This window comes from Pseudomonas sp. EU05-FHT14B02 (assembly GCF_058791055.1).
In genome coordinates this window covers 26,852-52,922 of sequence record NZ_JBYTDD010000013.1, presented here as the reverse complement: position 1 = coordinate 52,922, position 26,071 = coordinate 26,852, and the positions used below count along the sequence as shown (strand labels likewise).

Here is a 26,071-nt window from a genome sequence, read left to right as displayed (position 1 = left end):
CAGGGTTGAAGGTAGATTGTGTTATTCCACTACCAATCGCCCTAACCGCTGCTTAAGCATGCGGTTCTCGGCCCGCAATTGCTGGACTTCTTCAAGCAGGTCCAGCGCCAGGGCGACGCCTTCCCATTCAAGGTCCAGGTCGCGCCGCAACTTGGCGGCGCGCTTGGCCAGGGCCAGTTCGTAGTCGTTGAAAACCCAGTCCTTGGGCTGAGCGCCCTGAGGTTCGAGGATGCCGTGCTCGACGATTTCGATCACGTAGACGTCCGACAGCTCGGCCGCCTCACAGAATTCCGCCATGTCCAGTTGAACGTTCAGGGGACTGCTCATTGTCAGTGTCTCCTTGGTTCCAAGGGATCAAAAATGCTCTCGCGGGTCGAATGCGGCCTTTTTCGCCAGCTCTTGCCACAGGGCCTTGATGTCATCGTCGGACTTCTTCGGCATCACGGCCTTCAGTTGCACGAACAGGTAACCACGCTCACCGGCTTTGTTCATCAGGCCATGGCCCTTGGCGCGCATGCGCTGGCCGTTCTGGCTGCCGGCCGGCACCTTGAGATTGATCTTGCCGGTCAGGGTCGGCACGGCGACTTCGGCACCCAGCGCCAGCTCCCACGGTGCCAATGGCAAGGTGATGATCAGGTTCTCGCCTTCAACGTCAAATTTCGGGTGCGGTGCAAAACGGATCGTCAGGTACAGATCGCCATTGGCCCCGCCACCCACACCCGGAGCGCCCTGCCCCTTGAGGCGAATGCGCTCGCCGTCGCTCACGCCGGCCGGGATCTTCACGTTCAGGCTTTTGCTGGTGTTGCTCACATGCTGGCCGGCCGGATTGTACTGCGGCACCTGGAAGGTGACCTTCTTCGACTCAGTCGACAATGTTTCTTCGAGAAAAACCCCAAGCTCCATTTCCACGTCCTGCCCTCGACGTCCGGTGCTGCGACGTGACTGTCCACCACCAAAGCCTGGCCCACGGTTACCGAATATCGAACTGAAAAAGTCCGAGAAATCGCCCGTGTCCTGGCCGCCACCACCGAAACCACCACGGCTCTGCCAGCCCGGTGGCCCCTGGAACGGCTGGCCGTGCTGGCCGTAGCGGCGCAAATCATCGTATTCGGCGCGTTTGTCGGCGCTTTTCAGTGCTTCATAGGCTTCCGAAGCGTCCTTGAACTTGGCCTCGGCATCCTTTTCCTTGCTGACGTCGGGGTGGTATTTGCGCGCCAGCTTGCGATAGGCGGCCTTGATCGCCTTATCGTCTGCGGTCGGCTCCACGCCGAGAATCTTGTAATAGTCTTTGAAGTCCATCGCGGGAATCACCATCCGTTATCAGAATCGCGCCACAGGCCACAGCATGCGCTTGTTTGCAGCCATTGGTTTGACCAATCTCAAGTTTGTGACCGGGCGGCGCTGCAGAAGTTTATCGGCAGCAGGCGGGGCTTCTTGCGAGCACTCCCGCGGCTGTCCGGTTGATGCAGGGTAGTTTGGGGGGGATGCCCCATCTTTCAAGGCATTGTCTGCGAAGAATTAGCAGATAACCGGCCTTCGAATCTGACGCGCTCTGACATACACTGCGCGGCCGTTTTTTAACCGGAACCTGAAAGACATGAACAACGCATCTCCAGCCCGTGCCTTGGGTATCGACTTTGGCACGTCCAACTCCACCGTCGGCTGGCTGCGCCCCGGCGTGGAAACGCTTATCGCGCTGGAGGACGACAAGATCACCCTGCCGTCGGTAGTCTTCTTCAATATCGAAGAACGTCGCCCGGTATACGGCCGTCTGGCGTTGCACGAGTACCTGGAAGGCTACGAAGGCCGCCTGATGCGCTCGCTCAAGAGCCTGCTGGGTTCCAAGCTGATCAAGCACGACACCAGCGTCCTGGGCACGGCGATGCCGTTCAAGGACCTGCTCGGGCTGTTCATCGGCCAGCTCAAGAGCCGTGCCGAAGCCTCCGCTGGTCGGGAATTCGAAGAGGTTGTACTGGGCCGCCCGGTGTTTTTTGTCGACGATGACCCGATGGCCGACAAGGAAGCCGAAGACACCCTGGTAGACGTGGCGCGCAAGATCGGTTTCAAGGAAGTCTCGTTCCAGTACGAGCCGATTGCCGCCGCGTTCGACTATGAGTCAACCATCGAGAAAGAAGAGCTGGTACTGATCGTCGACATCGGCGGTGGTACCTCCGACTTCTCACTGGTGCGCCTGTCGCCGGAACGTCGGGGTGTGGATAACCGCCACGAGGACATCCTCGCCACCGGCGGTGTGCACATCGGCGGAACCGACTTCGACAAACAGCTCAGCCTGCAAGGCCTGATGCCGCTGTTCGGCTACGGCAGCCGCATGAAGAGCGGCGCCTACATGCCGACCAGTCACCACATGAACCTGGCGACCTGGCACACCATCAACTCGGTGTACTCGCAGAAATCGCAACTGGCCCTGGGCAGCATGCGCTATGACATTGAGGACACCGGCGGTATCGACCGCCTGTTCAAGCTGATCGAACAGCGCGCCGGACACTGGTTGGCCATGGAAGTGGAAGAAACCAAGATCCAGCTGACCCACGCCGACAATCGCCACGTGCCGCTGGATCGCATTGAAACGGGCCTGAGTGTGGACCTGAGCCGTGCGCTGTTCGAGTCAGCCATCGACAGCCTGCTGGAGCGGGTGCGCAACAGCGTCACCCAACTGCTGGCAGACGCCGATGTGCGGGTCGATCAGGTCGATACGGTGTTTTTCACCGGCGGCTCGAGCGGGATCCCCGCCCTGCGCAACAGTGTTTCGGCGATGTTGCCGAATGCACGGCATGTGGAAGGGAACATCTTTGGCAGTATCGGTAGCGGTCTGGCGATTGAAGCGGCCAAGCGTTACGGCTCTATGGACTGATCCAGAACCGAGGTGCCTCTATCGCGAGCAACCTCGCTCCCACATTAGTCCTGCGAGCACAGGTCCATTGTGGGAGCGAGCTTGCTCGCGATGGGGCCAGATCAGCCAACAAAGATCCAGCGGATCAAACCATCCCCACCTGCTTCAGCTCACTCTTCAGATACGCGTAGTAAATCGGCCCCGCCACCACCCCCGGCAGGCCGAACGCGGCCTCGAACACCAGCATCGCCAGCAGCAACTCCCACGACTTGGCACTGATCTGCCCGCCGACGATGCGCGCGTTGAGGAAGTATTCGAGCTTGTGGATAACAATCAGGTAACCCAGCGCCGCCACAGCGACCCAGATCGACAACGACAATCCGACGATAGTGATCAGGGTGTTCGACATCAGGTTGCCGATCACCGGCAGCAGGCCGAGCAGGAACGTCAGCACGATCAGGGTTTTGGTCAGAGGCAACTTGATACCGAACATCGGCAAGATCACCGCCAGGAAAATCCCGGTGAAGACCGTGTTAAGCAGGGAGATCTTGATCTGGGCGAACACGATGTTGCGAAACGCCTGGACCAGCAGGTGCAGACGTTCGAACAACGCCGCGGCCAGCGGCTTGCGTTTGGTCAGGTCCGGCACGCGCTGCAAGGCAATGATTGCCCCCAGCACCATACCGATCAGCAAGGTCACGAACATGTGCGCCGCGTCCTTGCCCACCAGTTGCAAATCACTGAGGTGTTTGCTGACCCATTCGCCAATCGCCACGCGGAACTCCGCGGCACTGGCCGGCAGATAGGCGTCGATGAACGGCGGCAATTGCCCGCGCGCGCGGTCGACCACTCCCATGAACTTGTCGAGGGACGCGCCGGGGTTTTCCGCCTCGTGCAGCAGGAAGCTGAAGGCACCGGCAAAGATCAGCGACAGCACGCTGACAATCAGAGTCCCCAGCAACGCCACCGCCAGCCAGCGCGCACGCCGGCCTTCGATCAGCCGTTGCAGTTGCGGGGTGAGCATGTTGACCAGTTCGAACACGAGCAACCCGGCGAGCAGGCTAGGCAGCAACCGCAGCGGCAGGACCAGCAGCAGTCCGCCAAAAATGATGACCCAGCTGATGACCAGCAAGACTTGACGCTGAGAAAACGTTGGCATACAGCCTCAAAAACGAACGGCGTAAAAAGGATTGGCAGTCTGCCAGCGATCCGGTGCGAGCACTAGGGATTGTGTGGGGCGACCTTAGTGGTGCTTCAGGACTTTTGCGGCGACTTCTGCGGCTCCATCGTCGGAGCGCCGCCCGGAGCAGGCTCTCCCACAGTAGAGCTGAGTACACTGGACAAATGTGGGAGCGAGCCTGCTCGCGATGGGGCCAGCTCAGCCACCACTGTCCTTGAGCCGATCTTATTTCTTCTTCAGGCAATCACTCATGAAGGCTTTGCGCTCGTCACCCTTCAAGGCTTTGGAGGTCGCATCGGCATTACAGGTTTTCATTTTCTCTTGCTGCGGGGTCAAGGCTTTACCGGCATCGTTGGCCGCCGGGGTGGCCTTGAGGCAATTGCTCATGAAGGCTTTGCGCTCATCGCCCTTGAGGGTTTTTGCAGTCGCCTCGGCGTTGCAGGTGGTCATCTTGTTCTGTTGGTCTGTGGCGGCGAAGCTTTGGGAACAGAGCAGCAAACCGATCATCAACAAAGGGACACGCGTTATCTTCATGGAGTTTTCTCCGTGTCGCCGCATCGAGAGATGCGGCCTCCACGAGGAGTGTAGTCAAGCCTTGTTACACCTTCCTCCAGCCAGAGAGGATCATTCGGCCGGTGAGGCACCAGCGGGCTGTTGCTTCAGCAGGTTCTTGAATGCGTGTTGATAGTCTCGCCAGGCTGACAGGCGCTTTGCGATCACGGAAACCGGCAAGCGCTCGAACGACACCCAGGCTTCCCCAGGCACACTGTATCGTGTCGCCAACGTCTTCAATGACGTGAATTGAGCATAAGCCCCCGACTTGTACAGTTTGTTTATGGTTATCTGCCTGATGGTGTTGTCCCGGGAAACCTCCGGCAGCGCCGCCGGGCCTGCAGGCACATCGTTGATAAAGGCAAAATCCGCGTTGGCGGGTCCCGGTTCAAGGGTTGCAATGGGGGGTAGTTCAAACTCGAAATGCCCATTATCCGCCGTATGGGCGGCAGGGAACTCCGGCCACGAATCGGCAACCACCAGTTGCTTGAGATCGGTCAAGTCATCGCCAATGACCACGTACTGATGATCAAATGCGGTGGCTTTGACGAGGTGGATCCGCGAGGTTCTCGGTTGGCTGGCCAGCAGCGCGAAGGTCACCTTGGAGTTTTCCGAACAATTGCCTCCCTTGATTTCAATGGCTTTACGCGCATGTTCGGCGAGAGACATCCGTGCAGTGAATTGACCTTCCTGCAGATCCAGTCCTCGCAGCCCCTTGATTTTCGCGATCGCTGAACCACCGTTTTCCCAGATGCTCGGCAGCTGGTTGCCCGACAGAGGCAACAGTTCCTTGGATCGATAGATGGCACGCTGTGCCTGTCGCAGATTGGCCATGACCTGGGGTGTCACTTCGACTGGCTGCACAGCTGTCGAGACATCGGTATCCAGGTAAGCGGCATAGTTCTGCAATGCTGCGCATTGATCGCTGGACACCGGGAGGTTTTCCCTCACGGCGCGTTGCAGCGCCTGATATTCATCGAGTCGCCCGGTTTGCTCGAGATCGCGAGCGCGCGCGCCCAGATTGCGCTCCGACTCCGTGAGTGGCACAAAATCGTTATCGGGGAACAGTCGCTCGATCAATGCCTGGTACTGTTCGAGCGACATCAGATTCTTCAGGTCAGGCAAGACTTCAATACTTTGTACCGCTCGCAGATTGGCCTCGGCACCCTCGCCGTTCGCCCTGGAAAGCCCATACTTAAGTGAATTCGGGCATTCGAGGTACAAGGTTTCGTGCATCAGTTTGAGACCGCGCAGGAAGTTGTATCGATCTATCGAAGGGACGCTTGGATGGAAGGCTAAGGAGACAAGTTGCGAATAATACTGCCCGACCTCTTGCAGTCGCGTGAGTTCGCCTCCCATCGTCGGAGCGCCCCCACGCAGACGCATGATTGCCGGATCGAATGTCGCTTTTTTTAGCTCCGGCAAGTCGGAAAGTACGCTTAACAGCCTGTAGGGTTTCAGGGCATGGTCGCGCAATGCCGCCTTCAGGACCGGGCCCTGACCGATATGAATCTGCAACGCATCACGCTCGGCATCGGGTAATGCCTGCAAGATCGAGGTGAACAAATCACTGCCCGAATGCAGGGCATTGCCTTGCTCGTCACAAGCCTGGAACAACCCGTTTTTGCTTAAGACGAGCGTACGCCGGATGGCGGCATCCTCGGGGCCGATGCTGTCCAGTTGTCGACCATCGAAACGGTAGTGACGCAGCTCGATCCTCACATTGGCATTCCAGCCAGGCAGGTTTTCCAGGGAATGCAACGCCAAGGCGTCAAAGTCCGGATTTTCGACCGAGTCCAGATAAAAACCCTCGTACGCACGACTGATCCGTACGTCCCTGAGCGCCCAATCGGCGCACCCTTGCAGTCGCTCGGGAAGCCTGCGCAGCTTGAGCGCCTGCAACTCCTCCGGGCGCGCCAGCGCGACCAGCTCTTGTGCAACGACACCGGGCATTCCTGGAACCTCGCCCTGGATGAACCTTGCCTCGGCACTGACGGCTTGCCCGACATCTCGGTAACGTTTTTCGAACAACGAGGCCTTGCGCCGCTCTGCCAATTGCGCGAGTTGCCCCCTCAAACGCATGGCATTTTGTGTGCGGCTGCCGATCGGTGCATCAGGCTCATCACCCAGCAGTTGCCGGGTCTCGGCATCATCGAGAAGCAACAGCAAGGTGTCGATCAGGTCGGTATCCGCCAATTGGTCCGTAGAGAAAGAAACAGGTTCGTCATCGACCCCGATGGCGTACAGCACTCGTCCATCAGCCCCCTTGAGCTCAATCGCTCTGCCGGGCCACAAGCCGTCCAGCAGTTGAAACTGCCAAAGCGGATCGGCCTGCAAATTTTCCTGTTCCTGGGTACTGCCGATGTTGCGGATGAAGGTGTCGATATCCCGGTCGATCCTGAACCGGGTCACCGTATCGCTCAGCAAAGGGATTGCCCGTTCGTTATCAGCGTACATGCGTACCAACGCACCGACATCGGCACGGCTGACAGTGCGAATGTCGCCTAACTTGTCGGTCAACCCCTCCACCGACGGGCCGAGTCGCTTGATCAGCGCATCGGCATCCCAGGTGTGAGGTGTTTCACCCTCGATTACAAAAGCGCCGGTGCCGTTACTCTCCGCCACCGGCTGATAGGCCTCGGGACGGGTCGGATGCTGAACCCGGTGCTTGCCGGATTGCGGATCGAACTTGAGCTCGAAATGACCATCGTCCAAAGACAGAATCTGCCGGCCCTGATGCTGATGCAGACCGTAAACGTCAGGTTTGGAATCCGTCGCCAGACGCAGGTTTTGTTGCAGGTACGGCTGCAGATTTCCCCCCCATAGCCGCTGCTGACCGTTTCGGAGCGTGACTTGATGGGCGCCTTCGAGGAAGGACGACAACCTGGGCTTCACCACTTGAGTGGCGATAGCACCGCCCACGGCAAACGTGCCCAACTGAACCAGGTTTTCAGCGACGCCGACCAGATGCTCCGCCGCTTCAACGTACTCGCCCTGGGCGAGTTCAACGACACCTTCCACAACCCCGTCTACTAGTTGATAGGCGATATACCCCAGCATGAGCTCCCCGAGCACCGGGACAAAGGGGGTCGCGACGAGCAAGGCAACCTGCATGATGTCGGAGAACATTTTTTCCAGGTTTTCGATCCACGCCCAACGTGCGGCGCTGTCCGCATCGGCGGTGGTCACGGCCAGCGCGCGCCCGTCGGCAAAAATCTTGTCAACTTGCTGCTGATAGAGATAAACCCACGGATCGCCGTTATAACGGCTGACGGTATCGCTTTCGAACGATACCGCAGCTATTCGTAAATCGGGGCGATCTACTTGAGTTTCGCGCCAGGCAGGCAGATTGGAGCCCGGTTGTGTGTCGTGGTAAGTGATTTCCCACAGTTTCGCATTGAGCGCGGCGAAGAAATGACCACGCTGGCATTGATCCACGAATCGACTGAAAAACGCCTGATAGCTGCGCCGGGAAGCGCCGGATGCCTGATCGTTACCCCGTAGTTGGTGAGTCAGTTCGAGCGCGAACTCGGCCGTCGAGGCATACTCTTTCAGCGGATGCTCGGGATCGTGCGGTACGTAGGCAATGACGCGCCGGACATTCGCACCGGGGATATCGAGATCGGCAGCGATCAGTACAATCCCGGTCAGACGGGTGTCGAGCATGCTCAAGTGGTAGAAACGCACGAGAGCGCCATCCCACACCAGTCCCTTTTTACCCAGAACCATGTTCAACACGGTCAGGTAGGCCGGTGCCCCGATGTCCTTCTTCATCAATGCCAGATGTGCTGCAGCTTTCATGGCGCTTTTCTGACTGGCGACGATGCGGTGCTGCACCGCCTCCCGATCCATGGCACCTTCGGGAGCCAGATAACTTTCCAGATATTTTTTATATTGGGACCCGATATCCAGAGTTCGGCACAGCGTCTTGAACTGTTCGATCGTTATTCCCAGCTTCTTTATTTCAAACCGTCCGATTTCGTCGGGCTTAGTGATAAATGCAGAGTCGCTGGTAAATACTTCGCCCTCGGCAAAGTTTTGCAGAGACGCGTTAAGTAACGAGACAGTTCGACTGCCGACACCGCCGGTGACATTGAATGCCCAAGCGGATGTTTTAGCCGGAAAATACAACCGCAGAAAAACTTCACGAACATCGACCATTACACCGAATTGCTTCTTGAGGGCGTTGGTGAGCAGTGGCTGGGCAAAGGACTCGGCATCTTGCAGCTTCCCGAGCATCCGGTCGACCTGGTTCTGCGCCTGCCAACTGACCTTTGTGGCTTCTTTCGCTGCCACATGTTCCGTGTGGGACGCCGCTTTGCTCCAGGCGGGAATAACTTTTGATGTGTTGCGTAAATCACCCATCCGCTGAAGCGAAGAATCGACAATCCAGTCGGGAATGGCGCTTTTGATAAAGTTGTAGTGAGTACTGTGCTCTTGTTCTACATCGGAATAGTCTGGCCTACTCGCAGACTTCAACAACAAATTTTTCACAATCATTACTCGCAAACTTAGAGATAGAAGATCGAAGCCTACAGCGCCCCAATTCTGTTCCCATGAAGTTTGTTTCGGATAATGCTGTATGAAAATTCTTAACGAGTGCGTTAAAACTTCTTGTTGCGTCGATAGTAGTCGGGCGTGCACCCGGCCTGACGCTGGAACATCGCGATAAACGCCGAACCGGTGCTGTAGCCCATATCGAAGGCGATTTCCTGAATGCTGCGATGGTTGTCCAGTGCTTCAATCGCGGCCAGGAATCGCAGACGCTGGCGCCACTCACCAAAACTCATGCCCAACTCGCGGACAAACTGCCGCGCCAGGGTCCGTTCACTGACGTGAACCTGCGCCGCCCAATGCGCCAAGGGCCGGTTGTCACCGGGTTCGGCTTGCAGGGCCTCGCATATGCTCAGCAGTCCCGGTGTGCTGGCATAGGGCAGGTAACACTCATGCACCGGCGCCTGTTGCAACTGATCCACCAGAACCTGAGCCAGGCGTTTATCCGCGGCCTGCTCGGGAATCTTGACGTCACGGACGGCGAAGTCCTTGAGGATCGCCTTGAGGATGTCACTGATGGCGAGCGTGCAGGCCTGTTGTGGCAGATCCTCGCAGACCGCCGGCGCCAGGCAAACGGCACGGTAGTTGATCGGCTGGTGGCTGTAGAAACTGTGCTCGATTTCGGGGGGCACCCACACCGCGTATTGCGGCGGCGAGAGGAAACGGCTGCCTTCGACGTCCATGTGCAACACCCCGTGGGCCGCATACTCCAGAGTGCCCCAGGGATGACGGTGCGCAGCGGCAAATTCGTGGGTATTGAAATCGGCGTAGCGGAAGTACACCGCCGAAGGCAATTCGCTGAAATCCAGCAGATCGATGTGTTTACTGCTCATGCTGTCCGTCATCAGGGGCCGGTTGTCTGGATCGAAGTATAGGCTTGCATCCAGACAAGCGGATAATTGCCCTTCATTAACGTTCTGGTTTTTCCCGATGCAATACGCTTATCCCCTGCTGGCCATTTTTATCTGGGCCGGCAACACCGTGATCACCAAAATGTCGGCCGGGGCGATCTTCCCTGCCGAGATCGGCTTCTACCGCTGGCTGCTGGCCGGAATGCTGTTCACGCCCTTCATGCTCAAACCGGTGCTCACCCATTGGTCGCAGATCCGCCCGAAACTGGGCAAGATCTTTGTCCTCGGTGTTCTCGGCATGGCGGTCTATCAAAGCCTGGCGTACTTCGCCGCGAGCCTGACCTCGGCCACCAACATGGGCATCATCCTGTCACTGATGCCGTTGATGTCGCTCGCCATGGCGATCATCAGCCTCGGCCAGCGCCTGACCATGGGTGCCCTGGCCGGTGCGGTGCTGTCGTTTGCAGGTGTCCTGGTGGTGGTGTCGTCCGGCAGCCTTGGCACATTGCTCGAACACGGGGTCAACCTGGGCGACGCGATGATGCTGATCGCCACCCTGGCCTACGCGGTCTACAGCACCCTGTTGAAAAAGTGGCAACTGAAACTGCCGCCGCTGGTGCTTCTGTATTTGCAGGTACTGGTGGCCGTGGTGGTGCTGTTCCCGCTGTTCATCGTCTCACCGAAAGTCGGTCCGACCCTGCAGAACATTCCACTGGTGCTGTACGCCTGCCTGCTGGCTTCGATGGTCGCGCCACTGGCGTGGATGCAAGCCGTGGTGCGTTTGGGACCGAGCCGGACCACGCAGTTTTTCAATTTGCTACCGCTGATTACCGCATTGATTGCGGCGGTGGTGCTGCATGAGCAACTGGCGATGTATCACCTGGTGGGCGGAGTTTTGACCTTGGGTGGGGTGATCGTTTCCGAGCGTTGGACGACGGTGTTGAGTCGCAAGGTCAGTGTTGCCTGATCTGACGCCATCGCGAGCAAGCTCGCTCCCACAGGTTTTGTGTCGAATCTGATTTCTGTGAACAACCGGAAACCTGTGGGAGCGTGGCTTGCCCGCGATGAACGATAACGCGGACTAGAGCCCGGCCGCAGCTAACCGCGCCGCATGCTCGACAAACAACCGGATCGGCTCAGCCCCCTTGCCCACCAGCCCCAGTGACTGGTTGACGATATCGAAGTGATCCAGCGGATACTCATCGCCAATCACCGTACCCAGATGCGAACTGTAGCGCCCGACCATGCCGTCGCAATGCCCGGCTTCGCGGACGAAGGTTTTAGCGAATAACCGACAGCTGCGGTTGGTGCCATCCAGCAGGTTGCGCCCGCGATCGGTAATGCCCGGTTGCAAGGTGCCGGACCAGGAGTAATAGCGCACGCCGTTGACTTCCTCTGGACCATGACCGCCCCAGGTGTCGGGCAGCCCCTGTGGATAACGCTGGTTGAACAACGCGACGCCAGCGCTGGTGAGGGAGTGATGGGACGCATGGATATCCACCGGCAGCTTCGGCCCGCGGTAACCGGTATCCAACAACCCCATCAGCACGCCGACGATCCGCAATAAAAAGCACAGCAGACGACCACGGACGCTCCCATGGGGATAATGTTCGTGCAGGTAATCGGCGAGCTCCGAACCGTGGTTCGGCCCCGCCACCGAGGTCACCGATGCCACCAGGTCCGGGCGCTTGGCCGCTGCATAACGGGCAGTCAGCGAGCCTTGGCTATGGCCGATCAGGTTGACCTTGTCTGCCCCGGTTACCCGCAGGATTTCTTCGATACGCGCCAGCAATTGCTCGCCCCGCACTTCATTCGAATTGAGCGGCGAGACCTGCACCGCGAACACCACTGCACCGCCATGGCGCAACACCTCGACGATCCCGTACCAATACGGATAAAGCACCAACCGAATGAACCCGAGCATTCCCGGGACCAACACCAGCGGGTAGCGCGGGGCAGAACCTTGCGACATGGGCGAACATCCTTGTGGTCGGGCGGTGGCGCAAGGCTGGATGCAAGACATCCGCCAAGCATTACCAGCGAAGATGACAAGTCTATGTCATCCGCCCTACTTCAACCCTACCACGCCCGCCACGATCAGCCCGACCGAGACCAGCTTGATCACGGTCAGGCTTTCACCCAGCAGCGCGAAACCGAGAAACACCGTGCCCAGCGAACCGATGGCGGTCCAGATCGGGTACGCAATGCTCACCGGCAGCTCGCGCATGGCCAGGGTCAGAAAATAGATCCCGCCCACAGCGGCCACTACGGTGACCAGCGAAGGCCAGAGTCGGGTGAAGCCCTCGGCGTACTTCATGCCCATGGCGAAGGTGACTTCGAACCCGGCGGCGACCAGCAGAAACAGCCAGGCCATCTAGAACTCTCCGGCCAGCGCCAACAAGCGCTGCTCAGCCTCGGCGGCAGAGATTTCAAAGCTGCGCCCGGCGGACTCCTCGCCCTCGGCAGCCACCACGGTGACGTCCGTGATGCCAATGAATCCAAGCACCGTACGCAGTAGCGTGTCGGCATGGTTCATGGCTTCCAGCTCGCCTCCCGGACCAAAACCGAAGCCGCCACGGCTGGTGATGATCAGGGCTTTCTTGCCCTGCACCAACGGCTCGTACTGGGCCACGCCATTGTCCAGGGTGTGATCGAAGGTCACCCCTACCCGCACGATCTGATCGATCCAGGCTTTCAAGCCGCTGGGGACGCTGAAGTTGTGCATCGGCGTGGAAATCACCAGCACATCATGGCCAAGCAGTTCGCCGACCAGCTCGTCGCTGAACGCCAGATCGGCCTGCATCGACAGCGGCCGAGCGGCGGGCTCGGGGTAAAACGCGGCGGCCACGAATGCCTCGTTGACCGGCGGAATCAGCGCTCGACCGACTTCGCGTCGGGTCAGTTGCGCGTGTGGATGACGGGCCTGCCAGGCCGCCAGAAACACTTCGGCCAAACGCCGGGAGTGCGAGCGATCACCACGGGGGCTGGCGTGAACAGCAAGAATTTTACTCATCTGATTCTCCTCAGGGCTAAACTCAAACGGCTTGTGGCTTGCAGCTTGAAGCTCACTATCGTCCTCGTTCAAATGAGCAGAAATCAGTCTGGATGAATCTATTTCATCCATGGAGTATTCAATGTTCGCCTCGTTGCCGCTGACCGCCCTGCGCGCTTTTGAATCCGCCTCACGCCTGCTGAGCTTCAAGGCTGCTGCCGAAGAACTCTCGGTGACGCCGACGGCGGTATCCCACCAGATCCGCTCCCTGGAAAGTTGGCTCGGCGTGCCATTGTTCGAGCGTCTGCCGCGCCAGGTGCGCCTGACCGAATGCGGCGAACGGCTGTTCCAGAGCCTGCACGGGGCTTTTCTGGAAGTGGCGCAAAGTGTCGATACACTGCGTCCGCAACGCAGTGGTGCCAGCCTGACGGTTTCCACCACCGCCGCCTTCGCCGCCCTGTGGCTGGTGCCACGATTGGGACGTTTCTACGCCCGACACCCGAATATCAACGTGCGCCTCGATACCCACTGCGAAGTCATCGATCTGCATCAGGACGCCAGTGTCGATCTGGTGCTGCGCTACAGCCTCGATGATTACCCCAACCTGTACGGCCAGTGCCTGTTCGATGAGTCCTTTGGTGTCTACGGTTCGCCTGAACAAGTGGCCCTGGCATCGAGTCGCGCCCCGACGCTGATCAGCGTGCGCTGGCACAATTCCAAACTCTATGCCCACGGCTGGGAGGCCTGGTGCGCTCGCTCCGGCGAAACCTGGCTGAGCGGTCGGCCCGCCGTGCGCGAATACGACGAAGAGCATTACGCCCTGCAAGCGGCGATTGCCGGCCAAGGCCTGGTGCTGGCAAGCAATATTCTGGTGTCGGAAAGCGTGGCCAGTGGTCTGTTGTTGCCGTACCGGGGAGATATCCAGGTCGATGGAGCCGGCTACAGCGCACTGTGCGTGCCGGGACGCGAACGTCATCCACCGGTTCGGGCATTTTTTGCGTGGCTGCGTGAAGAGGCATTGTTGTCCGGGCATGCGGTGCGCTGATCAGCGCCTCGACAACAGTTCAAATATTTCAAGCTTAACGACTACTTTAGTTCACCCCCACGAATTAAAACAACCACAAACAGCGAATAACTACCACAACCAAAAACTGAAGTTACAAACCAAAGCTAGACTTCGAAATTTATAAATCTATTCTAACAACCACAGTCAACCGGCTGCTCACACCAACAAGTAAAGGATTACTTTGATGCTACTTGAACAACGACTCGAATTTATTGATTCTCTGCCAGCATTACCTATCATCACGCAGCGCTCGGCACCTGTATTTTCTACGCTCTCAAACACACCTGAACATGATATCGACAAACCAACCGCCAGCGTCATGCCTGATACTATCAATGCCTTCCTGCCCGGCATTTCGCAGGAAATCATCGACGACGTCAATTTGTGCAAACTGGTCATGCAAAACGCCGCCACCAAACTCTATCCCAAAGATGAGCAACTCTTCGAATGGTATCGCTACTATGTTGACGGCCTGAGCAAACTTGGCTGGGTGACTCAAAACCGGAACATCCAGGAGGTCACGATCAAGAGAGTTGGCCTGACAATGGATCAAGTTGCCCTGGAAGTGGCTGCAGGATTGATTGGTAGCAATGCAGCTAAAATCCTGGCTGAAGTTGCTAAAAAGGCCGTTGAGGCGGTGCAGAAAAGTCCAGATGCCATTAAGATTTTTGACCGTAACTCTAAGCTGGGCACCCAGGCAAAATTCGATATCGCACCGATCTGGCTTGATAACGGTAGGCAACCAAACATGATCCTCAACTGCATCTCCCTGGATGCAAGGGAGAGCAGAAACGGTATTCTGTTCTGGAAATCGACCCGCCAGTCCACCACTATTAAAACGGGTGCTGTGCGCACTTACCTGGACACTAAAACGTTTTCAGGCCTGCGTGGCGACTTGTACAGGAAGTTTAGCGAAAGTGGTAAAAAATTCATTGATGACCTGCCAGACTTCTAACAGCCACTGATACGTTTAAATCGGCAGACACCTGCCGATTTAAACAATTTCTTGCGCCCACCTGCGCGTAGGTGAAAATATGAAAAAAACAACAATTGATACTTGGTTGGTTAATGGCAACATAACGATTTTCTACGGCCTGCACACTGACAGTTTTAAAAAAGATATCCTAGCGTCTAGCCTGCTAGGCGAACTAGTGGCTGCACAAAAAAGCACAAACCGTGAAACTTCCTGGCCAACCTATAAAAATACCGTTCAAAAAATTGGCTGGACGGTCAATAGCCAAGCGACCCAGCAATTAGAATTTAAACACAGGAGCCTATTTAATATTATTGAACAAAGCGCCGGGAGTGCCCTGCCACAAGATGAACGGCAAGCGCTCGCTTTTGCATTTGCTCAACTGGCAAAACTCCAGCCTGACTCACCGGCGATCAGGGTAATCGTCGAGCAACTTCAAAGAAACGCTATTGTGAGCAACACCACCACGGACATACTGGTTTCAACGGCTGTTCTGCTGACGATTATTCGCAACGATAAAACCGTGGTAACTCTGCAAGTGGCGTTCGAAACAGCCAAAAAAATTGCAATAGATATTCTCGACCAGCCGGTTCTGAATAGCAACAACGAACACAAGACCAACATTTGGCTAATGAGTAGTTTGCTGGATGGGCGCCAATACAATCGAGTAAGAGATGACGTCCTCAAGAAACTGGGTAACAGGATGGAAGCGGAGTTATTGCAAATCCATGCGCCCACCGGCTTGAGTTGAATGATCTAGCCTCGCCAGACGTTCAAGCGACCCGGAGTCGGGGGCGCTTGAACACTGCTCACCAACATATTCAGTTTTTCACCGTCTTCGGCGCCTTGCCCGCCTTCATCTGCTCCAGCAACGGTGCGCACTGGTTCGGCTCGCCGCCACTCGGCGCTATCAGCGCCAACAACCCTGCCGCCGGTGCGGCGATCACGCCCAACGCGACCATCCCGGCTCCACGCAACATCAACGGCACGGCCTTGACCCCAGCATCGGGCTTGATGAACTTGCCCCGCACGTACAGCGGCGAACGCAGCGAAATCAAACGCCAGCCCTTTGATTCCGGGGTGATGGTCAGGTCCAGTTGTTCGGTCGCCATGTTCGCGGTGCCATCGATGTAAACAATAGCATTCTCTGTGTCGAACACAAACAAGCGCGTACTCGCCAGGCCGGACTGGATGCCGAAGTCAGCGGCGGCGCAGTTGATCTTCACTTCCTTGTCGCCAAAGATCTTGCCGACCACGTAGTTGCCGACGTTCAGCCCGGCCAACTCCATCAACTCGCGACTGATAGCGCCATCGTTGATCAGCATTTTCAGATTGCCATTGGCGCTGCCCAGCAGTTTAGCCACCGAATTGCCGCGCCCGCTAATATCACCGTCGCCGTTGAGTTCGCCGAAACTGGTTTTCATCGGTTCAAAGCCGGGGAACAACTGCTTGAGCTTGAAGCCACGCGCCGTGAGTCTGGCATGGCCCTCCAGCGGATCGGTGTGGCCGTTCAGGCGAATCTGCGCATCCAGCTTGCCGCCGGCCACGCCGAAACGCAGTGGCTCGAGGCTGAGCACGCCATCGGTGAGTACCAGATGGGTATAGAGATCGTTGAACGGCAATTTTTCGCTGTGCACGATGCGCTTGCCGGTGAACTCAACATCGGCGTCCATATCGCGCCAGCGATCGGTCTTGAACTCTTCGACCGGCAGTACTTTGTCCGCCGGTTGTTTGCTGTCACCGCCTCGGGCCTTCTGCTCGGCGTTGGAGTCGGCACCAATCAGCGGTGCCAGGTCAGCGAACAGCAATTGATTGGACAACAGCGAACCGCTGAGCTTTGGCCGTGGCTGGCTGGCCACGTAGGTCAGGTTGCCATGGATGTCACTTTCACCGATCTTGCCGTTGAATTCTTCATAGTGGAACACCGCGCCACCCGGCTCGTGTAACTTGGCGATCAGATGGCCATCGGTGGCATAGGGTGGCGTGTCCGGCAGGATCACACCGGTCAGCGGATAGAGATTGCCCAGACTGGTACCGGCCAGTTTCAGGCGCAGGTCCAGAGCGCCGAGGTTCAGCGGATCGGTCAGGGTGCCGGCCAGTTCGACGCTGGAATCGGCAATTTTTACCTGTGCCTGAAGCGGAAACGGCCGTGCCGCGTCCTGCAACGCCAACAGCCCGCCAATCTTGCCTTGGCCCGCGAGTTTCTGGCCGTGGTACTGCCCGTTGACCTTGAGGGCGAATGCATAGTCCTGGGGTGACGAACCCTTCTCCTGCGCGGCTTTCGCCGCTTTGTCGCCGACGATATCGCTGAACGGAATCGGCTTGCCCAATGGATCGATCAGTACGTCGAGTTGGGTCTTCAGGTTCTGGTCGTCGAGGGTGACATGCCCCTTGTCAAAGCCGATCGCCCCAATATCCACCACCCAGCTCGACGGCTCGGCGTCCGGGTCCTTTGGGTCGAATTTGAAGGTCCAGTTTGCGCGCCCGTCAGCCAGGCGTTGCAGGTGGGCATTGGGCTCAGTGAGATCGATACGCGGGATCATCACCCGCTGCGCCAGCAATGCCAAGGGTGAAATACGCAGTTCCACCCGTTTGAAGGTGACCATCTGCGGCTGTTTCGACCAGTCGGGATTACCCAGGCTCAAGTCTTCGGCCACCACATGAGGCCACGGTACCCAGGCGCGCCAGCCGCCTTCATCGGGCTCGGGTTGCCAGACCACCGACAGATTGCCGTTGATGGCGAAAGCGCGGTGCAGCTCTTCGGAAACTTTGGCGCTGAGCGGCGCTTTGATCCGGTTCCAGTCGAAGAACACGATGATCAGCACCAGCATCACCAACAAGGTGAGGAAAGTGGAAAGGGTCCAGACCAACGTCCTTTGAGTGCGCGTCATTGCACAGGGCTCCTGATACGACCGGGCGCCCCGACTGCGACGCACATGTGAAACGGTGAGCCGCAAAACGGCTCGCCATGCAAACTACGACTGACAAAAACCCGGCAGGTTTAATCGATAGACCGATTTCTCCGATTTCGCCCAGTCCAATACTGACCAGCCGGTCGAGCTGCGTTACCGGTTCTGCACTTTTGCACAACACAGGCGGGGCGAAAATACCCACGGAAGTGCAAGACAACTCGCCGGAAACGCCCGGCCTAGGGCCTCCACAGCAAACAATCAATTCCGTTGATTATTACCATTGCGTTTATGAACTTTTATATCGACTTATCGAGAGTAGCATTGCTCTCGTACCCACTTTTCGCCTCCCCAAGGAGCACAACAATCATGAAACGCCAATTACTGCTTAGCCTTTCACTCTCGATGCTGACCAGCACAGCTTTTGCCCTGCCAGCAGCTGACCAGGCTACTCCACAAGTGAAACAAGACCACTCGGTGTTCAGCCAGACCGTCGCCGCCGATGGTTCCGATCGCACCCCACAAGGCCAGACTCTTGCCGAAGGTGGCAATGATCGCCTGAAAGAAAAAGGCCTGATCACTCAGGATGGCTCGGACCGCACTCCTCAGGGCCAAACCCTGGCTGCCGATGGTTCCGATCGTACCCCACAAGGTCAAACCCTGGCTGCCGATGGTTCCGACCGTACGCCACAAGGCCAGACCCTTGCCGCCGACGGTTCGGATCGTACTCCACAAGGTCAAACCCTTGCTGAAGGCGGTGGTGACCGCGTGATCGAACGCAACAGCGCCGTGAGCTAAGCTCCATGGCCGCCTTGAAAAAAAGCCCAATCCCCGGATTGGGCTTTTGAATTTTCATAGGCCCGCTTAATAGATGCCACACATCCCCGCGTGATCCCCCCTACAGTCGTTCGACGCCAGCAAAGCCGATTTGCTAGAGTGCGCCGCGTCCCTGTCCAGAAAACGCCCTTGCGATGCTGCCCCGCGCCGAACAGAAACAACAAACCCGTAACGCCCTGATGGACGCTGCCCGGCACCTGATGGATGGCGGCCGAGGATTCGGCAGCCTGAGCCTGCGCGAAGTCGCGAAAACCGCCGGCATCGTACCGACCGGTTTCTACCGCCATTTTGCCGATATGGATGAATTGGGCCTGGTGCTGGTGAGCGAAGTCGGCCAGACATTCCGCGAAACCATTCGCCTGGTACGACACAACGAGTTCGTGATGGGCGGCATCATCGATGCCTCGGTGCGGATCTTTCTCGATGTGGTCAGCGCCAACCGTTCGCAGTTCCTGTTTCTTGCCCGTGAGCAGTACGGCGGTTCGGTGCCGGTGCGCCAGGCCATCGGCCGTTTGCGTGAAAACATCAGCTCGGACCTGGCGGCGGATTTGTCACTGATGCCGAAACTGCAGCATCTGGACATCGCCGACCTGAGCGTCATGGCGGATCTGATCGTCAAGAGCGTGTTCGCCACCCTGCCGGACATCATCGATCCGCCAGCCGAAGCCTTGCCAGAGCACTTGACGCCCCAGGCGAAAATCACCCAGCAGCTGCGGTTTATCTTTATCGGCCTCAAGCATTGGCAAGGGCTTGGCAGCACTGAGTAACTTTCTGAGGATGAAATCCCTGTGGGTGCGAGCTTGCTCGCGATGAGGGCATGACATCCACCCTCTATGTGACCGCTCCACCGCCATCGCGAGCAAGCTCGCTCGCACATTAAACCTCGCCGCTTTAACTTGGTGCACAAATCAAAAACAACGCACCAACTTCAACCAAAAAACTCACTCCATTGATACAAGTATCACGTCTCCTTCAGCCATTTCCTACGCATCATGTCGATTGGCAAGCCCCTTGCTCTAGCCTGAGCATTGTCCATAGCTGGAAGCCTTCCGATGCTGGTTATTCATCGCAGAATCGACCCTCAACCCGTTTGGGCCGCCGAACTGCACCTGACGTTCGAAGCCCGCAGCAAAAGCCGATTGCGCTGTTTCAGTGCCGAAGGTGAAGACGTCGGATTGTTTTTGGAGCGCGGCCAGCCGCCGTTGCGTAACGGCGAATGCCTGCAAGCCGAAGACGGGCGAATCGTGCGCGTCTGCGCCCGTCCCGAACAACTGCTGCACGTCACCTGCGCCAATGCCTTCGAGTTGACCCGCGCGGCCTATCACCTGGGCAACCGCCATGTCGCCCTGCAAGTCGGCAACGGCTGGTTGCGCCTGCTCGACGACTACGTGCTCAAGGCCATGCTCGAACAACTCGGTGCCGTTGCCGTGAACATCGAGGCGCCATTCCAGCCGGAACATGGCGCCTACGGTGGTGGCCATCATCATTCGCGTCACGGCGATGAAGACTTCAACTACGCGCCGAAACTGCACCAGTTCGGCGTACGCACATGAACCCGGCCTGGGCGCTGCTGCGTCTGGCCAGTCCGCAATTGCCGATTGGCGGCTACAGCTACTCCCAGGGGCTGGAAATGGCTGTGGATAACGGCCGTGTTCACGACCCCGACAGTGCGCGACGCTGGATCAGCGATCAGTTGCTGCTGAATCTGGCACGCTTCGAAGCACCCTTGCTGCTCGCCCATTGCTTGGCCGCCAGCGAGGAAAACTGGGACGAATTGCTGCAACGCTGCGAGGAACACCGCGCCAGCCGCGAAACCCGCGAGCTGCATCAGGAGAGCCGGCAGATGGGCTACTCGTTGCAGCAATTGCTCAATGGCTTGCCGGAGCTCGACGCCCCCGCCCGCGCCTTCCTCGAACAGCGCAGCGAACCACATCTGGCCCTGGGTTGGGCGTTGGCCGCGCGCGCCTGGCAGATCAGCCCGCAGGACGCCCTGGCCGCATGGCTCTGGAGCTGGCTGGAAAACCAGTTGGCGGTGCTGATGAAGACCCTGCCCCTGGGTCAGCAAGCCGCCCAACGCCTGACCAGCGAACTGTTGCCGCTGCTTCAACAAGCTCAACAGAACGCCACTCAAATCGATCCCGTTCATTACGGCAGCGCCGCTTTCGGCCTGTCCCTGGCGTGTATGGCCCACGAGCGCCAGTACAGCCGTCTGTTCCGTTCCTAGGGCCATTTATTTTGGAGAAACACATGAACGCACAACCCCTGCGCGTCGGTATTGGCGGCCCGGTCGGCTCCGGCAAAACCGCCCTGACCCTGGCCCTGTGCCTGGCCCTGCGCGAGCGTTACAACCTGGCCGTCGTGACCAACGACATCTACACCCGCGAAGACGCAGATTTTCTGGTGCGCAACGAAGCCCTGGCACCGGAGCGCATCATCGGCGTGGAAACCGGTGGCTGCCCGCACACGGCCATCCGCGAAGACGCCTCGATCAACCTCGAAGCCGTGGATCAGCTCAACCGCCGTTTTCCGGGGCTGGACCTGATTCTCGTAGAGTCCGGTGGCGACAACCTCTCCGCGACCTTCAGCCCGGAACTGTCCGACCTGACCATCTACGTGATCGACGTCTCGGCCGGCGACAAGCTGCCACGCAAGGGCGGGCCGGGAATCTGCAAATCCGACCTGCTGGTGATCAACAAGATCGACCTGGCACCTCTGGTCGGTGCCTCGCTGGAGATGATGAACAGCGACACCCAACGCATGCGCAACGGCAAGCCCTTTGTCTTCAGCAATCAGAAAACCGGCCTGGGCCTGGAGGAGATCATTGCCTTCATCGAACGCCAGGGTTTGCTGACCGCGGCCTGATCATGACTTATCAACAAGGAAGCTTATCCATGACACTCAAACGCATTCTCGCCGCCCTGGCCCTGCTGCTGACTCCGGCCCTCGCCTTCGCCCATCCGGGACACGGCGACAACGGCTTGATCGCCGGTATCAGCCACCCACTTGGCGGGCTCGATCACTTGCTGGCAATGCTCGCGGTCGGCCTGTGGGCAGCACAGCAGCAAGGCACCGCGCGCTGGGCGCTGCCGTGCGCCTTTGTCGGCACTATGTTGATTGGCGGGCTGGTGGGTTTTGAAGGATTGAACCTGCCGGCACTGGAGAGCGGGATTGCCGCGTCGGTGTTCGCGTTGGGCCTGGCCGTGGCATTGGCCGTGCGTCCACCTCTGGGCATGGCGGTGGCTGCGACGGCGTTGTTTGCGCTATTCCACGGCGTGGCCCATGGCCTGGAGCTGCCGGAGATGTCGAGTCCATGGACCTACGCCACAGGCTTCGTCACGGCGACGGCAGTGTTACACGTGGCAGGTTATGCACTGGTGCGGGTGTTGCCGCAGGCGGCGGCGCCGTTGGTTCGACTGGCGGGCGCGGCTTCGGCGGCGACTGGCGTGTGGTTGCTGACAGGTTGACTCTCTAGTGCCTGACCCGGCCTCTTCGCCGGCACGCCCGCTCCCACATTGGAATGCGTACACCTGTGGGCGGGCTTGTCCCGGGTGGCATCCCGACGAAGGCGGCCTGACAGACACAACCTCTCTCAGGCCAGCCTCTCTGCTAACATGTCGCGCAATCGCCCCTGCCGTGACGACGCCAGCCAATGCCGCCTGTTTCCCGCTCCGCCTCTCAGCCTGAACTGACCGCCCTGTTCGCCTCGGTGCAACAGCACTTCCTGAACGTCATCGTGCCGCTCTGGCAAGGTCCGGGCTGGAACGCCGATATGGCGTTGCCTTATGAGGCGCTGGATGCCAAACACCAACCGCTGCCACCGCAACGCTACCGGGCCATGGCCTGTGCGCGGCAGTTGTATCTGTTTGCCAGCCTGATCGATCAGGTGCCGGGCGCCGAAGAGCGTGCCGCCGCGTTGTTTCGCTCCTTGCAGCGGCACTTCCACGATGCCGAGCACGGCGGCTGGTTCTACAGTGTCGATGCACAAGGTGCGCCGCTCGATCAGCGCAAGGATCTCTACACCCACGCCTTCATCCTGTTCGCCTGCGCCCATTACTGGGACAAGGTCCGCGAGCCGCTGGTGGAGTCGGTGCTCAATGCCTCGCTGGAAGTGGTCGCGCAGCGTTTCGCCACGGACGACGGTCTGTACGAAGCTACGCTCGACCGCGACTGGGCATCGCTGGACAGCGGCCCTTTGCAAAACCCGCTGATGCATCTGGCCGAAGCTTTCCTCGCCACCCTGTCAGTGCGTGAAGACCTCGACGTCCAACAGGCGCTCGTCGGGTTATGCACAGCCATGCACGCACGCTTCATCGATCCACAGCACGGCGTATTGATGGAAAAACCGCTGGGGTCTGTGGATAACTGGTTTGAACCGGGGCATCAGTTCGAATGGTATTTCCTGTTGGAATCCTCGGAGCTGTTGCGCAATTCGACGCTGCATGCCGATCTGGAGCGGGCCTTCGCTTTTACCGAGCAAGTGGGCGTTGATCAGCGGACTGGCGCCGTGCGGGCGATGCTCGATTTCGCAGCCGATGGCGGCGCCCGGGACGCCACGCAACGCATCTGGGCCCAGGCCGAGTACCTACGCGCATTAACGCTGCGCCCGGACAGCGAAGCGGATGTACTGAGTCAATTGCAGGCATTGCAGCAGCGCTCGCTGCATGCCGGCGGCTGGTACGAATGCCGTGACGAGCACGGTGAAGTCAGCCGCCGCGACATGCCGTCGACCACGCCTTATCACCTGGCGACCTGTTATCGCGGGTTAGCGCAGTATCTCGGCTGACTGAGTGGCAAGAGGAAATCCAATCACTCAATCCACTTGCGGTCCCCGGTAAAGCTGATGGTCAGCCATCGAGCGGCATCCGGCTCGCCAAGCTTTTTGGAAATTTCCTCGCGCAGACTGTCCAGTTGCCCCACGCCGTCCAGCCGGTAATCCTTCGGCAATACGATGTGAATCTCGATAAAACACGCACGCCCGTGTTTCTGCACGTAGGAAATGTAATCGTCGAAACCATGCTCGGCCTTCACGACCTCCATCACCTGACGCACCTTGTCGTCCAGCTGATCCGGGACGATCCCCAGCACATCGCGCAACGCCGGCCCGAGGATTTTGAACGCCGGGGGGAGCATGCCCAAGGCCAGCAGAATCAGGATCATCGGGTCGACATACACCGCCCACTTGTCGTAACCCTGAGTCTTGAGCAGCAGTGCGATCAGGAAACTCACCAGCAGTCCCGCCGACAGCATCGCGTCCACCAGCCAACTGATGTTGTCGAACTGGATCAGCGATGAGTTGAGCGTGCGATTGCGTTGGCGGACGTAGAAGAAATAAATGAGCTCAACGACAGTGAAGAAGGCCGCGTAGAAAATCACCAGACCGAGTTCGACTTCGCGACCACCACTGATGATGCCGAACACACCGTTGAGAAAGGCATAAACGGCCACCAGGAATATGAAACTGCCTTCGATCACCAGCACCATGGGCTCCAGGTGCCAGGAACCGAACTGAAAGCGATGGTTGCTTTCCTTGGCGATCAGCCGGGCGGTGATCAGCATCAGGACCTTGATGAAGGCCGCGATCAACGAAAAGAAGCCATCGAACAGAATGGATTGGGCGCCCGAAACAAAGCCGGTGATGATCCCGGCGAATGTTACGGCGAGCATCAGGAAGGTCGATTGCTTGAGCAGCGCCTGCTCGCTTCGATTACTCACTTGATCTCCTCGGATACCTCTAGACCGCCGGGTGCGGCGGATTGCTTGAGGGAGGAGTCTAGCTGATGTCCGGTTTTGTCTGGTCCGGCCCCATCGCGAGCAAGCCCGCTCCCACATTGGATCGCGGTCTAATGTGGGAGCGGGCTTGGTCGCGAAGAACGATGCCTCGGTATTAAGCCTTGCCACCACTGCGATCAATAGCAAACCCGGCCCAGGTCTGGCTCACCGGCATCAGCTCCAGGCTGTTGATGTTGATGTGCGCCGGGGCATTGAGCACCCAGAAGATTGTCTCGGCGATGTCTTGCGGCTGAATCGGCTCGGCGCCAGCGTAAGTGGCGTTGTAGCGCTCCTGGTCACCGGCAAAACGCACCAGCGAGAACTCGCTCTCGCACAGGCCCGGCTCGATGTTGCTGACCCGCACGCCCGTGCCTTGCAGGTCGCAGCGCAGGTTCAGGGAGAACTGTTTGACGAACGCCTTGGTCGCGCCATACACATGGCTGCCCGGGTACGGGTAGTTGCCGGCGATGGACCCCAGGTTGACGATACCGGCACCTCGACCGTGGGCGATCAGGCGCGGCAACAACAGACGTGTGCTGTACATCAGGCCTTTGACGTTGGTATCGACCATGGTGTCCCAGTCGTCCAGGTCGCACTTGGGCGCCGGATCAACCCCCAGGGCCAGTCCGGCGTTGTTGATCAATCCGCGCAGTTTTGCAAAGGATGGCGGCAGATTGGCAATCGCCTCCTCCATGGCCTTGCGATCACGCACATCAAGCACCAGCCCATGGACTTCCGTCTGCTTCGACAGCTCAGCGCACAACGCATTGAGGCGCTCTTCACGACGGCCAGTCAGCACCAGTTTCCAGCCGGCTTCGGCAAAACGACGGGCACAGGCTTCACCAAAACCGGAGGTCGCGCCGGTAATAAACAGGGTGTTGGACATCGTGTTCTCCTTGCTTCGGCTGATCGCCAGCCATTGGAATAGAAAATCAGCAGGCAGCATGCCCGGCCTTGTTCACAGCGGCAACCACCGTTCAATTTGTTCAAAAAACGCTCAATCCCGGCAACCCCTTGACCAGCGTGGCCTACAGCCATGTGCGCGCACGTTATCCACAGGCCGATCCACAGTCTTTGGGGGCAAGTGGAAAAGCTGCAAGCCGCTATCCACAAGGCTTTGCGCGGGGTTTTGAAACTTTTTTGCTTGACCCTCAAGCGCCTGCTGTGTAGCCCTTGGCCATTTTCATGACTGACGGGTCAATCCAGCGATGGCGCCAAGCCAGCAACCACGGCCTTCAGCCGAGTCTTTCCAGAGTTTAGTCACAGACTTATCCACAGGCTTGTCCACGCCGACTCCATGCATTTTCATCCCGAACAAAAAGGTTGACAAAGCGGCCTGCAAGCTGCGCAAAAACACTTGATCAAAAAACAACCACACCTCTGCAAGCCACGGTTTAAAAGGCCTGCAGCCAGCTACTCCCACGTTATTCACAGCCGGTTCCACAGCAAACGGGGACAAGTCAAAACCGTGACAAAACAACTATTTGCAGCGGCTTTATGTCGCGCTTTACGAGCTTGGGAATATTGTTTTCCACAA

General features: G+C 58.4%; 25 protein-coding genes. 12 read left to right on the top strand and 13 right to left on the bottom strand.

Translation table 11 applies throughout. The annotated features are described in order from the left end of the window. Positions 1-21 precede the first annotated feature (21 nt). Entirely contained in the window at positions 22-327 is a 306-nt protein-coding gene (locus AC3WTM_RS14070; protein WP_102669232.1) for a chaperone modulator CbpM, read from the bottom strand. A gap of 27 nt (positions 328-354) precedes the next feature. Further along, entirely contained in the window at positions 355-1,299 is a 945-nt protein-coding gene (locus AC3WTM_RS14065) for a DnaJ C-terminal domain-containing protein (RefSeq protein ID WP_102669233.1), read from the bottom strand. 298 nt (positions 1,300-1,597) lie between these two features. Here AC3WTM_RS14065 and AC3WTM_RS14060 point away from each other — a divergent pair, with 298 nt between their 5' ends. Further along, on the top strand, positions 1,598-2,872 hold the full coding sequence (locus AC3WTM_RS14060) for an Hsp70 family protein (protein ID WP_102669234.1): 1,275 nt from the start codon (positions 1,598-1,600) through the stop codon (positions 2,870-2,872). Between the two features lie 124 nt (positions 2,873-2,996). On the opposite strand, the gene AC3WTM_RS14055 is transcribed toward AC3WTM_RS14060, so the two are convergent. From AC3WTM_RS14055 to AC3WTM_RS14040, 4 genes are all read right to left on the bottom strand, one after another. Continuing rightward, a complete protein-coding gene (locus tag AC3WTM_RS14055; RefSeq protein WP_056725372.1) occupies positions 2,997-4,010 on the bottom strand; it encodes an AI-2E family transporter in 1,014 nt (337 codons plus the stop codon). 246 nt (positions 4,011-4,256) lie between these two features. Then, complete coding sequence (locus AC3WTM_RS14050) at positions 4,257-4,565, bottom strand: PsiF family protein (protein ID WP_102669235.1); 309 nt, start codon at positions 4,563-4,565, stop codon at positions 4,257-4,259. Between the two features lie 90 nt (positions 4,566-4,655). Beyond that, positions 4,656-9,083, bottom strand: coding sequence for a dermonecrotic toxin domain-containing protein (locus AC3WTM_RS14045; protein WP_102669236.1), 4,428 nt, complete (start codon positions 9,081-9,083; stop codon positions 4,656-4,658). A gap of 104 nt (positions 9,084-9,187) precedes the next feature. Next, positions 9,188-9,970: an AraC family transcriptional regulator gene (locus AC3WTM_RS14040; RefSeq protein WP_102669237.1), complete on the bottom strand. Its 783-nt coding sequence runs from the start codon at positions 9,968-9,970 to the stop codon at positions 9,188-9,190. A 97-nt stretch (positions 9,971-10,067) separates the two neighbouring features. On the opposite strand from AC3WTM_RS14040, the gene AC3WTM_RS14035 reads away from it, so the two are divergent. Further along, positions 10,068-10,955, top strand: a complete 888-nt coding sequence (locus AC3WTM_RS14035; RefSeq protein ID WP_102669238.1) for a DMT family transporter — start codon at positions 10,068-10,070, stop codon at positions 10,953-10,955. A 114-nt stretch (positions 10,956-11,069) separates the two neighbouring features. On the opposite strand, the gene AC3WTM_RS14030 is transcribed toward AC3WTM_RS14035, so the two are convergent. The 3 genes from AC3WTM_RS14030 to AC3WTM_RS14020 form a co-directional block, all read right to left on the bottom strand. Further along, positions 11,070-11,960, bottom strand: a complete 891-nt coding sequence (locus AC3WTM_RS14030; protein ID WP_102669239.1) for an esterase/lipase family protein — start codon at positions 11,958-11,960, stop codon at positions 11,070-11,072. Between the two features lie 96 nt (positions 11,961-12,056). Then, on the bottom strand, positions 12,057-12,362 hold the full coding sequence (locus AC3WTM_RS14025) for a DMT family transporter (RefSeq protein ID WP_046039891.1): 306 nt from the start codon (positions 12,360-12,362) through the stop codon (positions 12,057-12,059). Continuing rightward, the gene (locus tag AC3WTM_RS14020) at positions 12,363-13,001 is read right to left on the bottom strand and encodes an FMN-dependent NADH-azoreductase (protein ID WP_102669240.1); all 639 of its coding nucleotides are present in this window, start codon (positions 12,999-13,001) and stop codon (positions 12,363-12,365) included. A gap of 109 nt (positions 13,002-13,110) precedes the next feature. Between AC3WTM_RS14020 and AC3WTM_RS14015 the strand changes: the two genes are divergently transcribed. From AC3WTM_RS14015 to AC3WTM_RS14005, 3 genes are all read left to right on the top strand, one after another. Then, the gene (locus tag AC3WTM_RS14015; RefSeq protein ID WP_173677921.1) at positions 13,111-14,025 is read left to right on the top strand and encodes a LysR substrate-binding domain-containing protein; all 915 of its coding nucleotides are present in this window, start codon (positions 13,111-13,113) and stop codon (positions 14,023-14,025) included. 205 nt (positions 14,026-14,230) lie between these two features. Continuing rightward, positions 14,231-15,001, top strand: a complete 771-nt coding sequence (locus AC3WTM_RS14010) for a hypothetical protein (RefSeq protein ID WP_102669242.1) — start codon at positions 14,231-14,233, stop codon at positions 14,999-15,001. Positions 15,002-15,080: 79 nt separating this feature from the next. Beyond that, positions 15,081-15,770: a hypothetical protein gene (locus AC3WTM_RS14005; RefSeq protein ID WP_102669243.1), complete on the top strand. Its 690-nt coding sequence runs from the start codon at positions 15,081-15,083 to the stop codon at positions 15,768-15,770. A gap of 70 nt (positions 15,771-15,840) precedes the next feature. On the opposite strand, the gene AC3WTM_RS14000 is transcribed toward AC3WTM_RS14005, so the two are convergent. After that, positions 15,841-17,910: an AsmA family protein gene (locus tag AC3WTM_RS14000; RefSeq protein ID WP_102669244.1), complete on the bottom strand. Its 2,070-nt coding sequence runs from the start codon at positions 17,908-17,910 to the stop codon at positions 15,841-15,843. Between the two features lie 387 nt (positions 17,911-18,297). Between AC3WTM_RS14000 and AC3WTM_RS13995 the strand changes: the two genes are divergently transcribed. From AC3WTM_RS13995 to AC3WTM_RS13965, 7 genes are all read left to right on the top strand, one after another. Then, positions 18,298-18,726 (top strand): hypothetical protein, encoded by a 429-nt coding sequence (locus AC3WTM_RS13995; protein ID WP_102669245.1) that lies wholly within the window; start codon positions 18,298-18,300, stop codon positions 18,724-18,726. Between the two features lie 173 nt (positions 18,727-18,899). Further along, a complete protein-coding gene (locus AC3WTM_RS13990; protein ID WP_102669246.1) occupies positions 18,900-19,532 on the top strand; it encodes a TetR family transcriptional regulator in 633 nt (210 codons plus the stop codon). A 285-nt stretch (positions 19,533-19,817) separates the two neighbouring features. Next, positions 19,818-20,318 carry an urease accessory protein UreE gene (gene ureE, locus AC3WTM_RS13985; protein ID WP_102669247.1) on the top strand — a complete coding sequence of 167 codons (501 nt, stop codon included), beginning with the start codon at positions 19,818-19,820 and terminating at the stop codon, positions 20,316-20,318. Further along, entirely contained in the window at positions 20,315-20,989 is a 675-nt protein-coding gene (locus AC3WTM_RS13980) for an urease accessory protein UreF (RefSeq protein WP_102669248.1), read from the top strand. The genes ureE and AC3WTM_RS13980 overlap by 4 nt, the downstream gene beginning before the upstream one ends. Positions 20,990-21,012: 23 nt before the next feature. Next, positions 21,013-21,627 carry an urease accessory protein UreG gene (gene ureG / locus AC3WTM_RS13975; RefSeq protein WP_090452850.1) on the top strand — a complete coding sequence of 205 codons (615 nt, stop codon included), beginning with the start codon at positions 21,013-21,015 and terminating at the stop codon, positions 21,625-21,627. 29 nt (positions 21,628-21,656) lie between these two features. After that, the gene (locus tag AC3WTM_RS13970; protein WP_102669249.1) at positions 21,657-22,229 is read left to right on the top strand and encodes a HupE/UreJ family protein; all 573 of its coding nucleotides are present in this window, start codon (positions 21,657-21,659) and stop codon (positions 22,227-22,229) included. Positions 22,230-22,414: 185 nt separating this feature from the next. Further along, positions 22,415-23,548, top strand: a complete 1,134-nt coding sequence (locus AC3WTM_RS13965; RefSeq protein WP_102669250.1) for an AGE family epimerase/isomerase — start codon at positions 22,415-22,417, stop codon at positions 23,546-23,548. 23 nt (positions 23,549-23,571) lie between these two features. Here AC3WTM_RS13965 and AC3WTM_RS13960 read toward each other — a convergent pair whose 3' ends face one another. The 3 genes from AC3WTM_RS13960 to AC3WTM_RS13950 form a co-directional block, all read right to left on the bottom strand. Next, entirely contained in the window at positions 23,572-24,477 is a 906-nt protein-coding gene (locus AC3WTM_RS13960; RefSeq protein WP_102669251.1) for a cation diffusion facilitator family transporter, read from the bottom strand. Positions 24,478-24,649: 172 nt separating this feature from the next. Continuing rightward, on the bottom strand, positions 24,650-25,420 hold the full coding sequence (locus AC3WTM_RS13955; protein WP_102669252.1) for an SDR family oxidoreductase: 771 nt from the start codon (positions 25,418-25,420) through the stop codon (positions 24,650-24,652). A 297-nt stretch (positions 25,421-25,717) separates the two neighbouring features. Then, positions 25,718-25,966 (bottom strand): hypothetical protein, encoded by a 249-nt coding sequence (locus AC3WTM_RS13950; protein ID WP_102669253.1) that lies wholly within the window; start codon positions 25,964-25,966, stop codon positions 25,718-25,720. Positions 25,967-26,071: the final 105 nt, after the last annotated feature.

Coding starts and splice junctions, on each gene's coding strand:
- AC3WTM_RS14070 (WP_102669232.1), bottom strand. CDS start 327: ATGAGCAGTCCCCTGAACGTTCAACTGGACATGGCGGAATTCTGTGAG.
- AC3WTM_RS14065 (WP_102669233.1), bottom strand. CDS start 1,299: ATGGACTTCAAAGACTATTACAAGATTCTCGGCGTGGAGCCGACCGCA.
- AC3WTM_RS14060 (WP_102669234.1), top strand. CDS start 1,598: ATGAACAACGCATCTCCAGCCCGTGCCTTGGGTATCGACTTTGGCACG.
- AC3WTM_RS14055 (WP_056725372.1), bottom strand. CDS start 4,010: ATGCCAACGTTTTCTCAGCGTCAAGTCTTGCTGGTCATCAGCTGGGTC.
- AC3WTM_RS14050 (WP_102669235.1), bottom strand. CDS start 4,565: ATGAAGATAACGCGTGTCCCTTTGTTGATGATCGGTTTGCTGCTCTGT.
- AC3WTM_RS14045 (WP_102669236.1), bottom strand. CDS start 9,083: ATGATTGTGAAAAATTTGTTGTTGAAGTCTGCGAGTAGGCCAGACTAT.
- AC3WTM_RS14040 (WP_102669237.1), bottom strand. CDS start 9,970: ATGAGCAGTAAACACATCGATCTGCTGGATTTCAGCGAATTGCCTTCG.
- AC3WTM_RS14035 (WP_102669238.1), top strand. CDS start 10,068: ATGCAATACGCTTATCCCCTGCTGGCCATTTTTATCTGGGCCGGCAAC.
- AC3WTM_RS14030 (WP_102669239.1), bottom strand. CDS start 11,960: ATGTCGCAAGGTTCTGCCCCGCGCTACCCGCTGGTGTTGGTCCCGGGA.
- AC3WTM_RS14025 (WP_046039891.1), bottom strand. CDS start 12,362: ATGGCCTGGCTGTTTCTGCTGGTCGCCGCCGGGTTCGAAGTCACCTTC.
- AC3WTM_RS14020 (WP_102669240.1), bottom strand. CDS start 13,001: ATGAGTAAAATTCTTGCTGTTCACGCCAGCCCCCGTGGTGATCGCTCG.
- AC3WTM_RS14015 (WP_173677921.1), top strand. CDS start 13,111: ATGGAGTATTCAATGTTCGCCTCGTTGCCGCTGACCGCCCTGCGCGCT.
- AC3WTM_RS14010 (WP_102669242.1), top strand. CDS start 14,231: ATGCTACTTGAACAACGACTCGAATTTATTGATTCTCTGCCAGCATTA.
- AC3WTM_RS14005 (WP_102669243.1), top strand. CDS start 15,081: ATGAAAAAAACAACAATTGATACTTGGTTGGTTAATGGCAACATAACG.
- AC3WTM_RS14000 (WP_102669244.1), bottom strand. CDS start 17,910: ATGACGCGCACTCAAAGGACGTTGGTCTGGACCCTTTCCACTTTCCTC.
- AC3WTM_RS13995 (WP_102669245.1), top strand. CDS start 18,298: ATGAAACGCCAATTACTGCTTAGCCTTTCACTCTCGATGCTGACCAGC.
- AC3WTM_RS13990 (WP_102669246.1), top strand. CDS start 18,900: ATGCTGCCCCGCGCCGAACAGAAACAACAAACCCGTAACGCCCTGATG.
- ureE (WP_102669247.1), top strand. CDS start 19,818: ATGCTGGTTATTCATCGCAGAATCGACCCTCAACCCGTTTGGGCCGCC.
- AC3WTM_RS13980 (WP_102669248.1), top strand. CDS start 20,315: ATGAACCCGGCCTGGGCGCTGCTGCGTCTGGCCAGTCCGCAATTGCCG.
- ureG (WP_090452850.1), top strand. CDS start 21,013: ATGAACGCACAACCCCTGCGCGTCGGTATTGGCGGCCCGGTCGGCTCC.
- AC3WTM_RS13970 (WP_102669249.1), top strand. CDS start 21,657: ATGACACTCAAACGCATTCTCGCCGCCCTGGCCCTGCTGCTGACTCCG.
- AC3WTM_RS13965 (WP_102669250.1), top strand. CDS start 22,415: ATGCCGCCTGTTTCCCGCTCCGCCTCTCAGCCTGAACTGACCGCCCTG.
- AC3WTM_RS13955 (WP_102669252.1), bottom strand. CDS start 25,420: ATGTCCAACACCCTGTTTATTACCGGCGCGACCTCCGGTTTTGGTGAA.